Consider the following 13,134-nt stretch of genomic DNA (forward strand, 5'->3'; position numbering starts at 1 on the left):
CCGGGGGCGGCCTCGCCCGCCTGCCCCGGGGGCGCCTGTCAGGGCGCGCGGGGCTCGTCCCGCAGCATCGCGATCATATCGGTCACGCCGGGGTCGATTCCCATCTGCGTGAGCAGGGTTGTCACCTGGCCACGGTGATGCGTCTGATGATTGAAGAAATGGCCCACGGCCCACCAGAGCGGATGGGCGTGGACCGTACCGCTCCGCGTGTAGCTGAGGTCGCCCGAGAGCGCCCGCTCGTCGATCTGGTGCACCCAGGCGAGGATGTCGGCGTCCGTCCTGGCGCGCTCGCGGGAGAGAGCGCCGAAGTCCGCGTAGAGCTCCTGCGACATCGCGGTGATCTCGATGGCCTTGCCGCTCGCGTCGCGCGAGGCGAACCGCTCCACGTCGCCGGTGAAGCGCCCCATCCACACGCGGTCGGCGAGCAGAAGATGGTTCAACGTGCCGTGAATCGATCGAAAGAAGGCCCCGCGATCGCGCTTGCGCTCGACGTCATCGAGCTTGCCGACCAGCGCAAAGAGCCTGTCGTTCATCCACACGTTGTAGCGGGCCAACGCGCGGTACTGGTCGATCCAGGTCATGAGCGAACCCTCGTGCAAGAGCGGGCGCGCACCCTACCATGCCCGCCCCCGACGGCGAACCCTGGCCAGCACCGCCGCGATCGCCCGCGGCGTAGCGGACCGCCGCGCGCGACTTCGGCAAACGGCGCGCCTCGGACGCATGGCCTCCACCGCGCGCAGCGGCCGAGATAGCGCTTGCTCGGTCCGCTATGGCGGACTATTGTCCTCGATAACAGACACGTGGTGCTCGGGGAGATCTCCCTCTCGGAGCCGCATTTCCCGATCTCCACCTCCTCACAAGGAGCCGCGATGGTCAGCCTTGCGCTCGATTCAGCTATCCTGGCCGAGACGTACGATCGCGTCAGCGATCGGCAGTTCAACCACGGAAAGCTGCTCATCGAAGAACTCCAGATATCCACGGGCGAGAGCGTCCTTGACGTCGGGTGCGGGACGGGTCGGCTCGGGGCGCATGTCGCCGAGCTGGTCGGCCCCTCCGGTGAGGTGTCCGGGGTCGATCCGCTGCCGCTCCGCGTCGCGCTGGCGAACGGGAAGCGCAGGCCGAACTTCAGCGCCAGCGTCGGCCAGGCCGAGGATCTCTCGCGGTTCGCCGTCGGGAGCTTCGATGTCGTCTTTCTGAACAGCGTGCTCCACTGGCTGCCCGAGAAGCTCGGCCCGCTGCGCGAGGCGCGCCGCGTGCTCAAGCGGGGAGGGCGCCTCGGCATCAGCTCGGCCGCCAGGGAGCGCCCGCACGACTTCGAGCGGGTGCTCGCGGACGTGCTGTCCTCTCTCGGTGTGACCGGCACCGCGGAGGCGCTCGGCAGCACGCCCCACAAGGTGACCTCCGACGATCTGAAAAGCACCCTCCTGCTCGCCGGCTTCGAGGACCCGAAGCTCCAGATCCGCTCCTTCACCGACCACTTCACGGACACGGACGACGTGATCGCGTTCTACCTGGCCAGCTCGTTTGGCAACTTCCTGTCCAACCTTGTTCCGGCGGACGCCGCGCGCGTGAAGCCGGCGCTCGCGGCCGAGCTCGAGCGCCGTCGCGCGCCGGAGGGGATCCGGCTGCAACGTCACCTGATCTTCACCGTCGCGCGCGCGGGCGGCGCTGACGGAGGAGAGCCCGCCTCCCGGAGGGCAGGTGAGCGAACGACTCGACGTTGAGGTGCTGGAGCGCCGCGAGGAGCTCGAGGCGCTGCGGGAGCCGTGGAGCGCGCTGTGGGAGCGCTGTCCGGCGGCGACGGCATTCCAGCGGCCGGAGTGGCTGATCCCGTGGTGCCGCGAGCTCGGGCCCGAAGAGGTGCTGGCCCTTGTCTTCCGGTCGGCGCAGGGGCTCGTCGGCATGGCGCCCCTCGCGATCCACCGTACCGGCGAGGAGCGGGTGGTCGTGCTGCTCGGCGCCGGGCTCACCGACTACAACGACGTCCTGGCCGCGCCCGGGTACGAGCGCGCTGTCGCGGAGGCGGTGCTCGCCTGCCTCGACGAGCGCGCGGACGCCTGGGACGTCGCGGATCTCCACGACCTGCGCGGATCGTCGCCCCTGTTCGCGGCCGAGGCGCCCTCCGGCTGGTCGGACGAGGTCGAGAAGCTCGAGGCGTGTCCGAGGGTGACGATCCCGGAGGGCGCCGGGCCGGACGACCTGTTCTCGCCGGGGATGCGCGCGCGCGTCAGCCGCGCTCGGAGGCGGCTCGCGCGGGCCGGGGCCTTGCGCGTCGACGTGGCCGACGCGGCGAGCGTGGACGAGCTGCTCGACGCGCTGTTCGCGAACCACCGGGCGCGCTGGATCTCGCGCGGCGAGGGCGGCGTGCTGGACGAGGCGCTCCGGCCGTTCCACCGCGCCGTCGCGCGGGGGTTGTGCGCGCGGGGCGCGCTGCGGCTGTTCGGTCTGCGGCTCGACGGGCGGATCATCGCGTCGCTTTACGGGCTGGCCGAGCGGGGCGGGCTCGCGTCGTACATCACCGGCTTCGATCCGGAGCTCGCGTGGTACAGCCCGGGGCTCGTGATGCTCGCCAGCGCGATCGAGCACGCGGCGCGCGAGGGCGCGCGGACCGTGGACTTCCTCCGCGGGCGCGAGCCGTACAAGTACGAGTGGGGCGCCGTCGATCGCTGGACGTACCGCCGGCGGCTGCGGCACCGGGGCGCGCGCGAGGCCGGGCGGCCGGGCGGCCCGGAGGCCGGGCAGGGCGACCTCGAGGGCGCGGTGAGGGCCGTGATGTCCGGCGAGGTGTCGTCGGAGGTCGGCCTTGCGCGGCTGCTCGGCGCCGCCGGGGATCTCGCGGCCGCGGCGCGGGCGATCGAGGCCGCGCGGCCGGCGGCGGGGGAGGGGGAGCCGGCGGCGCGCCTCGAGGCGCTGCGCCGCTGCCTGGACGAGCGGCGCGCCGCGTGCGCGACCGTGGCGGAGATGCTGGGCGCGCACCGGGACGCGGGCGTCGCCGGGGCGGACGCGCCGGCGCGCGCCGCGCGGCTGTTCGACGAGCTCTGCGCGCGCTCGGAGGAGGCGAGCGTCGCGGCGTACTCGCTCGGCGATCCCGAGATCCTCGAGCGGGCGACGCGGGAGGTGGTCGAGCTCCTCGAGCGGTGGGGCGCGCTCGGGGAGGGCCGCGCGATCCTGCAGATCGGCTGCGGGATTGGCCGCTTCGAGGCGGCGCTCGCGCCGCGGGTGCGCGAGGCGTGGGGGCTCGACGTCGCGCCGCGGATGATCGAGGCCGCGCGGCTGCGCTGCGCGGGGCTGCCGAACGTCGTGCTGGCGGTCACGTCGGGCGTCGACCTCGGCGACGTGCCGTCTGCTGGCTTCGATCTCGTGTACGCGGTCGACTCGTTCCCGTACCTCGTGGCGGCGGGCGCGGCGATCGTGGATCGGCACGTCGCGGAGGCGCGCCGGGTGCTGCGGCCGGGCGGGGAGCTCGTCGTCCTCGGCTATTCGTACCGGGGCGACCCCGCGCGCGACGCGGCCGACGTCGCGCGGCTCGCGGCCCGCCACGGGTTCGACGTCCTGGTGAGCGGCGAGCGCGCGTTCTCGCTGTGGGACGGGCGGGCGTACCGGCTGCGGAGGCTCGAGCACCGCTGACGACCTCTCGACGCGCGGCGAGGAAGAAGCGCTGCCGCGCGCCCGTAGCTATCGGCAGAAGGTGCTTGAGATGAAGACCCCGACCTGCCGCGCGTTCGCTCTCGTTCTCCTGTCGTCCCTGTCCCTGCCTGCCTGCGCCGCCGTGGAGCTCAACCCGGGCGCGGAGAGGATCATCGTCACAAAGCAGCCGGCCCCGCAGGGGTGCCGGTTCCTCGGGACGGTGGTGGGAGAGCAGGGCGGCTCGTTCTCCGGAAAATTCACCAGCAACTCGAACCTGCAGAAGGGGGCGGTGAACGACATGAAGAACCAGGCCCACGAGCTGGGCGGCAACTACGTGGTCCTGGAGAACACGAACGCCGGCAACACGATCTCCGGCGATCGGGACAGCCTCTCCGGCCAGCAGACCGACGTCACCCACATGGGCAACGCGTACAGCTGCCCGCCTCAGCTCGTCGGCCTGTAGGATCGTCCGAGCCCACGAGGCCGCTGCGGTGATGGCCCGCAGATGGAGGCTCCCGCCGGAGGCACCGGCGGGAGCCTCGCGTCATTGGGCGGCGCGCCTGATGCCGAGCCAACGTTGGCCCCGGGAGCGGCAACGGCGCGCCTGATGCCGGGCCAACGTTGGCCCGGGCGTCAGGCGCCGAACCGGTCCCAGCCGAGCTTGGCCGTGAGCACGAGCCCGAGCACGACCACGAACCACCGCACCTTCCTCGGCTCGATGCGCCGCGCGACCGAGGCGCCGGCGAGCGAGCCGACCACCGCCGCCGCCATCATGATCGGCGTGGCGACCCGGTCGACCGCGCCCGCGAACAGGAACGCGATCGCGGCCACCCCGTTGATCAGGGTCGCGAGCACGGTCTTGAGCGCGTTCATCCGGTGGATGTCCACGTTGCCCGCGAACGACGAGAGCAGCGCCAGCATCATGATGCCGATGCCTGCGCCGAAGTAGCCGCCGTAGACGCTCACGAGGAACTGGAGCAGGAACACGAGCCACGGCCGCGAGGGCAGGGCGAAGTTTTCCGCCGCGCCCGCGCCCGCGCCGTCCTTCGCCGAAGGCCTCGCCGGGCGCAGGTTCTGCCAGAGCAGGAGCAGCGTCGCGACGAGCACGAGCCCGGGCACCGCGGCGTCGAACACGCGCTGCGGCGTCACGAGCAGGAGCGCCGAGCCCACGATGCCGCCGAGCAGCGACGGCAGGAAGAGGACGCCGAGGATCCGGTAATCCCGGGCGAGCTCGCGGCGGTACGCCCACGCCGACGCGAGCGACGCGGGCGTGAGCGCCACGGCGTTCGTCGCGTTCGCGGAGAGCGGCGAGAGCCCCGCCGCGATCGCCGCGGGGAACGAAACAAGCGTGCCGCCCCCGGCCACCGCGTTGATGACGCCGGCCACGGCGGCGGCGCCGGCGAGGAGCGCGGCTCTCGTCAGATCCACTGTCGCGACATGGCCCGAGCCCGGCCGTGCTGTCAACCTCCGCCCCGAGCTCCTGGGATGGCGTTGCCGCCGATCACGGCGGTCGTTTGTCCTTGGAAATCCGAGGAAATCCGAGCGCCATGACGCGATCCCTTTCGTTCCTCCACGTTGCTTTGCTCTCCACGCTGTCGCATCTCGCCCTGCCTCCGAGCGCCGCCGCCGGCGAGGCGCCGCCGGAGCGCGCGCTCGTCTGGGTGGCCGATGACGGCACGCGCGTCCGCCGGGACGACGTCGGCCTGCCGCTCTCGCGCGGCGAAGGAAACGCGCTCTTCCGGCCCGGCGAGGCGGTCCGGCTCGGCGCGCTCCGCGCGGAGGTCGTCGCCTTCCAGGTGATCGTCGAGGCGGGCGCCGAGCCCGTGCGCGGCGTCACGGTCGAGCTCTCCGGGCTCGCCCCCCCGGCCGGCGCAGGCGCGCCGTCCAAGACGCCGGCGGCGCCGCAGCAGCAGGCGCAGGCCCCCGGGGCGGCGCCCGCGCAGGCGATCTCGATCGATCGCTTCGTTGAGCACTACGTCGAGATCAAGCAGCGCTCGCGCACCGACAAGCGACCCATGGAGTCGCTCGGGTGGAGCCCGGCGGCGCGGCCGCCGGACGACAGGCACCTCGGGTTCCTCCCCGACGCGCTCATCCCCGTCGAGCTCGCGCCGCCCTGGGCGCCCTATCCGCTCGAGGTGGGCGCTCGCGAGACCCGGGCGGTCTGGATCGACCTCCACGTCCCCGAGGGCGCCGTCGCCGGCCTCCACGAGGGCAAGGTGGTGGTGAGCTCGGCCTCGCACGGCGAGCTCGCGTCGCTCGATCTGAGGCTCGATGTCGCCTCGGCGACGCTGCCCTACGGCCCTGTCGACTTCATCGCGTTCTACGAGGCCGGCCGCGTCGCCGAGCGGGTCGGCGACGGGCCTGCCGTCGAGCAGCAGCTCTGGCAGCTGCTCCACGAGCACCACGTCGACGGCTTCGCGTCGGTCCGGAGCCCCGCGGATGTGGAGCGCCTGCGCGCGGCCATCGACGGCTCGCTCTACACGAGGGAGCGCGGCTACCGGGGGCCGGGCCAGGGCGTCCCGCCCGCCGCGGTGGCGCTCGGCGCGTACGGCGGCTTCGGTGACCCGACCGAAGAGGCGCTCCGCCGCGTCGAGGCCGTCGCGGAGCTCCTCCCGCCGGCGGTGGACGACGTGATGCTGTACGCGGTCGACGAGCAGTGCGAGAGCCCCCGCGGGCCCGGGTGGCGCCGGCTGGTCCGCGGCTCGCGCCTGTCGTCGCGCATCCTCGTGGGGCACTCGTGCGGCAACGTTCACCCGGTGGAGCAGGACGTCGACCTCGTGCTCACGCCCGCCAACCGCTTCGACTCCGCGTGGGCGCGGGCCGCGCACGAGGCCGGCAAGCGCCTCTGGGTCTACAACGGCGCGCTGCCGCGGGCCGGCTCCTTCATGATCGACGCGCCGCTCACCGGGCTCATGGCCGACGGCTGGATCGCGGCGACGCACGAGATCGGCCGCTGGTTCCTGTGGGAGACGGCGTTCTGGCACGACGGCAACCGCGGCGGGAAGGGCCCTGTCGACCCGTTCACGGTCGCCGAGAACTTCCACAACCGGGACGGCGACGCCTGCCTCGGCGACGGCATGCTGCTCTATCCCGGCACGCAGCGGGGGAGGTTCGCCTCCCGCTCCGTCGGCTTCGCCGGCGTATTCCCCTCGATGCGCCTGAAGACCCTTCGCCGCGGCATCCAGGACGCCGGCTACATCGCGCTGGCCAGGTCGGCGTCGCCCGGCGCGGTGGACGCGATCGTGAAGGAGGTGATCCCGGCCGCGCTCGACGAGACGCTCGACACCTCGCCCACCGCGTGGAGCAGCGAGGGCGCCCCGTTCTTCGAGGCGCGGGCCGCGCTGCGCGCCCTGATCCCGGCGGACGCCTCGCTCGACGCCGCCGGCGTCCGCCGCGCGCTCGCCGAGGCGGCCGCGGCGCGGCGCGCGCTCGTCCCGCTCGCGCGATCGCAGGGCGCGGGCGACGGGCCGCCGGCGGGGGGTCCGGGGCAGACCGCGCCGGGGCCGCTGCGCCGTTTTCGCGGGACGGGGCTGCTCCTCGCCGCCCTCGCCATCGGCGCCGCGGCGCTCGCGCTGGCCATCGCGCTCTACCGCCGGGGGAGGCCGGGGCGCGGGGCCAGGCGGCGTTGACCCGCGGGACGGCCACCTCCGCGCCGCCTGCTACGCTCGCGCCCCCCATGCAGAACCCACGCAGCGGCCCCCGCCCCGGCCGAGCGCACCTCCGACGTCTCCTCCGCCTTGCCCGCCCCGAGCTCGGCAAGCTCGCGCTCGGCACCCTGTTCCTGGGCGTCGGCAGCGGCATCAGCCTCCTGCTCCCCCAGGGGATCCGGAAGATCATCGACGACGCGCTCGGCCCCGGCACCGGCGTCGAGGCGATCGACGACGCGGCGCTCTGGCTCGCGCTCCTCATCGTCGTCCAGGCCGCCGCCGTCGCGCTGCGGTACGTCCTCTTCTCGACCGCCGGCGAGCGCGTCGTGGCCCGGCTGCGCGCGCAGCTCTTCGAGCACCTCCTCCGGCAGGAGGTGGCGTTCTTCGACGACCACAGGACCGGCGAGCTGACGAACCGCCTCGCGTCGGACACAACGGTCCTCCAGAGCGCCGTCAGCGTGAACGTGTCGATGGCCCTGCGCTTCGCCGCCTCCGTGATCGGCGGCGTCGCGTTCCTCTTCTACACATCCCCGCGGCTCACCCTCCTGATGCTCGCCGTGGTCCCCCTCGTGGCGATCGGCTCGGTGGCGTACGGCCGCCGTGTCCGCCGGCTCTCCCGCAGCGTCCAGGACGCGCTCGCCCGCGCCAGCGAGGTCGCCGAGGAGGCGCTCTCGGGCATCCGCACCGTCCGGGCCTTCGCCGCCGAGAAGCACGAGGCGGAGCGTTACTCCGGCCGGGTCGCCGAGTCGTTCGACCTCGCCCGGAGGCGCATCCGCGCTTCGGGGAGCTTCATGGGCGTTGTCACGTTCGCCGGCTACAGCGCCATCGCCCTCGTGCTCTGGTACGGCGGCCACCTCGTCGTCGCCGGGCGCATGACGCTCGGCGGGCTCACCTCGTTCCTCGTCTACACGATCGTCGTCGCCTTCGCGCTCGGCGGCCTCAGCGACCTCTGGGCCGACTTCATGAAGGCCACCGGCGCCGCCGAGCGCATCTTCGACCTCCTCGACCGCGAGCCGGCGATGGCGGACGCCGGCGGCGCCCAGCCCCGCGCCGTCGCGGGGCGCCTCGAGCTCCAGCGCGTGCGTTTCAGCTATCCGACGCGCAAGGATGTACCGGTGCTCAAGGGCATCGACATCTCGGTTCGCCCCGGAGAGGTCATTGCCCTGGTCGGGCCGTCCGGGGCGGGCAAATCCACGATCGCCTCGCTGCTCCTCCGGCTCTACGACCCCGACGAGGGCAGCATTCTCCTCGACGGGCGCGACCTCCGCGAGCTCTCGCCGACCTGGCTTCGCCGGCAGATCGGCATTGTCGCGCAGGAGCCTCTCCTCTTCGCAGCGAGCGTGGCCGACAACATCCGTTATGGACGGGAGGGCGCCTCGGACGCGGAGGTCGAGGCGGCGGCGCGCGCGGCGAACGCGCACGATTTCATTCTGCGGTTCCCGGCGGGGTATCGCACGCTCGTCGGCGAGCGCGGGGTGCAGCTGTCCGGCGGGCAGAAGCAGCGCGTGGCGATCGCGCGCGCGATGCTCAAGGACCCTCGGCTGCTCGTGCTCGACGAGGCGACGAGCGCGCTCGACGCCGAGAGCGAGCACCTCGTGAAGGGGGCGCTCGACGCGCTGATGAAGGGGCGAACGACGTTGATCATCGCTCACCGGCTCTCGACGGTGATGGGCGCCGACCGCGTGCTCGTGATGGATGGGGGGACGATCGTGCAGAGCGGGGCGCACGCGGCGCTCATCGCCCAGGACGGTCTCTATCGCCGGCTTGTCGAGCGGCAGTTCGTGAGCGCCCAGCTCACGACGACTGCATGATGAGCTGCTGCGCCGCCCTGCGCTCGCCCACGATGGAGACGGCCGTCTCCGAGGCGAGCCCCGCCGCGCTCTGCGACGTGCGGCGGAGCGTGCCGAGCAGCGCGTGCCAGCCATGCTGGCTGTTCGTGAGGGCGCGCGCGCTGATGCCGTCCATGCGGACGAGCGCCTTGCGCGCGACCCGGAACACGCCGCTGTTGATGCCCTCCACGAGATCGAGCGTGGCGCCGAGCCGCTCCTGGGTCTCGACGCGCACGTCATCGAGGAGGCCGAACCCCGCGCGCACGACCTCTTCGACGACGCCGAGGCTGCCGTCAACCCACGTGTAGATCAGGCCCTCTCGCGGGTCGCCGAGCTGCGCGCGATCAGAAACCTTGCTGCCGGCCGAGATCTTGCCGGAGATGCTCTCGTCCATATCGAGCCCCCTTCGTTACGGTAGTTGGCAGGCTGCTCGCCTGCTGCGAACTCACTATCAACAACCGAGGTCTCGGATGGGTTATCACAGGGCAACAAAGGTGTGAACTCTTTCTTTTGTCATCGCCCCCCTTTCGGCGGCGCCGCGCGGAGATGAGCCCTGGGCGAGCCCTCCCAGACGTCCTGATGAGCCCCGCGATACTTCAATGAAAACGTACGATAAGCGGCCATCGCGGCGGTGGCGTAAGCTGGCGGCCACGGGAAGATCCTTAGTCCTTGGCAGGCGCGTCCCGGCTAGCTAGGGTCTCACGGTGCCCACGAGGCCCACGAATACCGGGCGATTCATGAGGGGAACCACCTTGTCAACGCTTCTTGCCGCCTCCTGCGTCTCCGGCGCGCCGCACGGCGAGGCGCCCTCGGCGCCGCCGGATCCTGAGCTCCTGGCCTTCGAGCTGCACGAGGGCCGGATTCGCAACCACTTCTTCCGTCGTGGCCATATCGCCGCTCATGTCCTGGCGACCTCGGGCGTGTCGCCGCGGCTCATCGTCGCCTTTCCGGCGGGGAACATGGGAATCGCTGTGTGGTTCGACGCGCTGCCGGCGCCTGTCGAGCTCTCGGTGGAGGGGGCTCTCTCGGGCGTGGAGCGGCCCGGTGGGATGCGCGGCGTCTCGGCGCGCCTCGCGAGCACGGCCCCGGCGCTGCGCGTCCATCGGCTGGTCCTCGGGAGCATCCGCACCGTGCGCGAGGTGGGCCGCGACGCCGAGCTTCCGGCCTGGCTGCGCAGCGACGTCCAGGCCGGCGCCTCGGCGGGCGGCGCGTCGATCGCCGTGCGGCGCACAACGCGGGACGGCGAGCACCACATCGAGCTCCTCATCGAGCCGGAGGGCGGCACGACGGCCACGCTGGAGCCGGACGGGCGGATCGCCCTCACGGCGGGGCCGGGGGGCGTCCGGGTCCGGGTGACGGCGCTCTCGGACGAGCCGCCGCTCACGCCGGTGCCCCTCGACGAGATCGTCACGGAGCGCGCCGCCGACGACCCGCGCCAGCGGCAGGCGCTCGCCTTCCTCGCGTACCGGGAGAAGCTGCTGGCCGGGTCCTGGCGCTTCCTCACGTACTTTGGCCGGGACACCTTGCTCGCGGTGAGGATGCTCCTGCCGGTCCTCGAGCCGGCCGTGGTCGAGGCGGGCATCGGCTCGGTCCTGGATCGGCTGAGCGCGACCGGGGAGGTCGCGCACGAGGAGGCGATCGGCGAGTACGCGGCGCTCCTGCACCTCGCGGCGGGCCGCACCGGGGCGCTGCGCGAGCCGGTCTACGACTACAAGATGATCGACGACGACTTCCTCCTCGCGCCGCTGGCCGCCGAGTACCTCCTCGGCAGCGCGCCGGGCCGGGAGCGCGCGGCGGCGTTCCTGTCGCGCCGGACGCCGGGCGGCGACACGTATGCGCAGGCGCTCGCGCGGAACGTGTCGCTCGTGCTCCGCCTCGCCGCCCCGTTCGCCGAGACGGGGGATCCGAGGGCGTTGATCGCGCTCAAGGCGGGAGCGTCGGTCGGCGAGTGGCGCGACAGCGAGGAGGGCCTCGCCTACGGCCGGATCCCTTACAACGTGAACGCCGCGCTCGTGCCGGCCGCGCTCCGCGCCTCGGCGCGGCTCCTCGCGAGCCCGCTGCTCGGCGCGGACGGGGAGGGCGCCGGCCGGGCGGAGCGATTCGCGCGCGCGTGGAAGGACGCGGGCGTGTACTTCCGGGTGGAGCTGCCGGAGCGCGAGGCGAAGCGGCGCGTCGCGGCCTATGCGGCGTCGCTGGGCCTGGACGCCGCGCCGGCGCTCGCGTCGCTCTCGGGGACGCTCTCGTTTCCGGCCGTCGCGCTCGACGGGGAGGGCCGGCCCCTTCCCATCATGCACTCCGACGACAGCTTCGTCCTCCTGTTCACGGAGCCGCCGCCCGGCGCCCTCGAGGAGATCGCGGGCCGCCTGCTCCGCCCTTTCCCGGCCGGCCTGCGGACGCCGGTGGGCATCCTTGTCGCGAACCCCGCGTTCGCGCCGGATCCGGCGCTCTGGCGGCTGTTCACGTCGAGCCACTACCACGGCACGGTCGCCTGGTCGTGGCAGCAGGCGATGCTCGCCGCGGGCCTCGACCGGCAGCTCGGTCGCGGCGACCTGCCGGCCCGCGCGCGCGACGCGCTCGAGCGCGCGCGACGTGCGCTCTGGGAGGTGATCCAGGCCTCGCGCGAGGCGAGGACGCGGGAGCTCTGGAGCTGGGCAGTCGAGGAAGGGCGTTACCGGCTGGTGCCGTTCGGCGCCGAGAGGACGCACCACGACGAGTCGAACGCTGTGCAGCTCTGGAGCACGGTGTACCTCGCCGTGCGCCCGTGAGCGGCGCAGGGCGGGATGGCGTTCCGTCCGCTCGGGCAGGCCTCCCCAAGGAAGGCGAGCCCGCGACGTCGCCTCACGGCAGCAGATCGCCGATCGCCGTGTACCAGACGTCCGCCATGCGCGCGTAGCCGGGCCCGTTCGGGTGGATCCTGTCCGGGAGCTCCGACGCCGGAAACCCGGTGTGCATATCCACGAGCAGCACGTGCTGCCCCGCGGACGCCCTGGCTTCGACGATCCCCACCAGCGCCTGATTGTAGGTGACCACCGCGGGATCGGCGAAGGTGACCGGAATGAGCTGCGCCGCGACCACGAGCGCGTCGGGCGCCGACGCGAAGATCTTGTCCAGGAGCGCTCCCAGGCGCTGCGGCGCCGAGGAAAGATTATCGTTCTGGGTCACATCGTTGGTCCCCGCCATGAGCAGCACGATGTGCGGGCGATCCGCGAGCGCGGGCGTCGGCACGAGCCCTGCGATCTGGTTGATCTTCCAGCCGCTGTGCCCCTCATGAGCCCGCGGAAACGCGGCGCCGTCGACCGTCGTCGGCCCGTTGAGCAGAGAGCCGACGAACGTGATCTTCTGTCCCGCGGCGCGCGCCTTGCGGAACAGCTCGATCCGATAGCCGCCGCCGCCCTGCACCCCGACCCCGTCCGTGATGGAGTCGCCGAGCGGCAGGATCTTGCAAGGCTCCCCGTTCGTCGGGCATGGCGTGAACCCGCCCGCGCCGCCCGCGCCGCCCGCTCCTCCCGCGCCGCCGCCGCCCTGGGCACCGGTGCTGGCGTCGCCACCGCCGTCGCCGCCGCCCGAGCCCGTCGCTCCGCCCGTTGTGACCCCGCCTCCACCGCTCCCGCTGGTGACCCCGCCTCCACCGCTCCCGCTGGTGACGGCGCCGCTCGTCGCGTCCCCGCTGGTCACGCCCGAGGCAGCGTCCCCGCCGGTCCCGGAGCCGGTCGACGCCTCTCCCGGCTCATCGGCACACCCGCTGAACAGCGCCGCCAGCGCGACGGCCGCCACCCGCGCGGCCCACGTCGAACGGCGCGCCCTGCGGCGCTCCGCATCGCTCCGCTCGCGCGATCCGCGCCGAGAACGATGTGTTTGAGCCAAATTCATCGCAGTCGAGAGGGGCATCTGGAGTCTCCGAGAAGGCGCGCAGCGCCGTGACGTGATGAAGTGGACATCTCTTCGAGCCTCCGTATCCGGGAGAACGCCGATGTCCGCGAGATGCAAGGCCGGGCGAGCGTGCTCCGCTCGATGGACACAGCCCTGCTTCG

The 13,134-nt window shown here is 73.0% G+C and carries 10 protein-coding genes; 6 read left to right on the forward strand and 4 right to left on the reverse strand.

Annotated features, from left to right (window positions below; translation table 11 throughout):
- Positions 1 to 38: 38 nt before the first annotated feature.
- On the reverse strand, positions 39 to 581 hold the full coding sequence (locus WMF28_RS09395) for a DinB family protein (protein WP_437601786.1): 543 nt from the start codon (positions 579 to 581) through the stop codon (positions 39 to 41).
- A 288-nt stretch (positions 582 to 869) separates the two neighbouring features.
- On the opposite strand from WMF28_RS09395, the gene WMF28_RS09400 reads away from it, so the two are divergent.
- From WMF28_RS09400 to WMF28_RS09410, 3 genes are all read left to right on the forward strand, one after another.
- Entirely contained in the window at positions 870 to 1,724 is an 855-nt protein-coding gene (locus WMF28_RS09400; RefSeq protein WP_437601787.1) for a class I SAM-dependent methyltransferase, read from the forward strand.
- Positions 1,702 to 3,627, forward strand: coding sequence for a GNAT family N-acetyltransferase (locus WMF28_RS09405; protein ID WP_437601788.1), 1,926 nt, complete (start codon positions 1,702 to 1,704; stop codon positions 3,625 to 3,627). Before WMF28_RS09400 ends, WMF28_RS09405 begins: the two co-directional genes overlap by 23 nt.
- A 70-nt stretch (positions 3,628 to 3,697) precedes the next feature.
- Positions 3,698 to 4,090, forward strand: a complete 393-nt coding sequence (locus WMF28_RS09410; RefSeq protein ID WP_437579425.1) for a DUF4156 domain-containing protein — start codon at positions 3,698 to 3,700, stop codon at positions 4,088 to 4,090.
- 170 nt (positions 4,091 to 4,260) lie between these two features.
- Here the strand turns inward: WMF28_RS09410 and WMF28_RS09415 are convergent, their stop codons facing one another.
- Positions 4,261 to 5,055 (reverse strand): sulfite exporter TauE/SafE family protein, encoded by a 795-nt coding sequence (locus WMF28_RS09415; RefSeq protein ID WP_437601789.1) that lies wholly within the window; start codon positions 5,053 to 5,055, stop codon positions 4,261 to 4,263.
- Between the two features lie 119 nt (positions 5,056 to 5,174).
- On the opposite strand from WMF28_RS09415, the gene WMF28_RS09420 reads away from it, so the two are divergent.
- Both WMF28_RS09420 and WMF28_RS09425 read left to right on the forward strand, forming a co-directional pair.
- Complete coding sequence (locus WMF28_RS09420; RefSeq protein ID WP_437601790.1) at positions 5,175 to 7,256, forward strand: hypothetical protein; 2,082 nt, start codon at positions 5,175 to 5,177, stop codon at positions 7,254 to 7,256.
- A 47-nt stretch (positions 7,257 to 7,303) separates the two neighbouring features.
- The gene (locus WMF28_RS09425) at positions 7,304 to 9,085 is read left to right on the forward strand and encodes an ABC transporter ATP-binding protein (protein WP_437601791.1); all 1,782 of its coding nucleotides are present in this window, start codon (positions 7,304 to 7,306) and stop codon (positions 9,083 to 9,085) included.
- Here WMF28_RS09425 and WMF28_RS09430 read toward each other — a convergent pair.
- The gene (locus WMF28_RS09430) at positions 9,069 to 9,497 is read right to left on the reverse strand and encodes a hypothetical protein (protein ID WP_437601792.1); all 429 of its coding nucleotides are present in this window, start codon (positions 9,495 to 9,497) and stop codon (positions 9,069 to 9,071) included. The genes WMF28_RS09425 and WMF28_RS09430 overlap by 17 nt on opposite strands.
- Positions 9,498 to 9,855: 358 nt before the next feature.
- Here WMF28_RS09430 and WMF28_RS09435 point away from each other — a divergent pair, with 358 nt between their 5' ends.
- Positions 9,856 to 11,868, forward strand: a complete 2,013-nt coding sequence (locus tag WMF28_RS09435; protein WP_437601794.1) for a hypothetical protein — start codon at positions 9,856 to 9,858, stop codon at positions 11,866 to 11,868.
- Positions 11,869 to 11,941: 73 nt separating this feature from the next.
- Here the strand turns inward: WMF28_RS09435 and WMF28_RS09440 are convergent, their stop codons facing one another.
- Positions 11,942 to 12,877 carry an SGNH/GDSL hydrolase family protein gene (locus WMF28_RS09440; RefSeq protein WP_437601795.1) on the reverse strand — a complete coding sequence of 312 codons (936 nt, stop codon included), beginning with the start codon at positions 12,875 to 12,877 and terminating at the stop codon, positions 11,942 to 11,944.
- Between the last annotated feature and the right edge of the window lie 257 nt (positions 12,878 to 13,134).

The sequence above is a fragment of the Sorangium sp. So ce590 genome (genome assembly GCF_051521365.1).
Taxonomy (GTDB): domain Bacteria; phylum Myxococcota_A; class Polyangia; order Polyangiales; family Polyangiaceae; genus Sorangium.

Coding starts and splice junctions, on each gene's coding strand:
- WMF28_RS09395 (WP_437601786.1), bottom strand. CDS start 581: ATGACCTGGATCGACCAGTACCGCGCGTTGGCCCGCTACAACGTGTGG.
- WMF28_RS09400 (WP_437601787.1), top strand. CDS start 870: ATGGTCAGCCTTGCGCTCGATTCAGCTATCCTGGCCGAGACGTACGAT.
- WMF28_RS09410 (WP_437579425.1), top strand. CDS start 3,698: ATGAAGACCCCGACCTGCCGCGCGTTCGCTCTCGTTCTCCTGTCGTCC.
- WMF28_RS09420 (WP_437601790.1), top strand. CDS start 5,175: ATGACGCGATCCCTTTCGTTCCTCCACGTTGCTTTGCTCTCCACGCTG.
- WMF28_RS09425 (WP_437601791.1), top strand. CDS start 7,304: ATGCAGAACCCACGCAGCGGCCCCCGCCCCGGCCGAGCGCACCTCCGA.
- WMF28_RS09430 (WP_437601792.1), bottom strand. CDS start 9,497: ATGGACGAGAGCATCTCCGGCAAGATCTCGGCCGGCAGCAAGGTTTCT.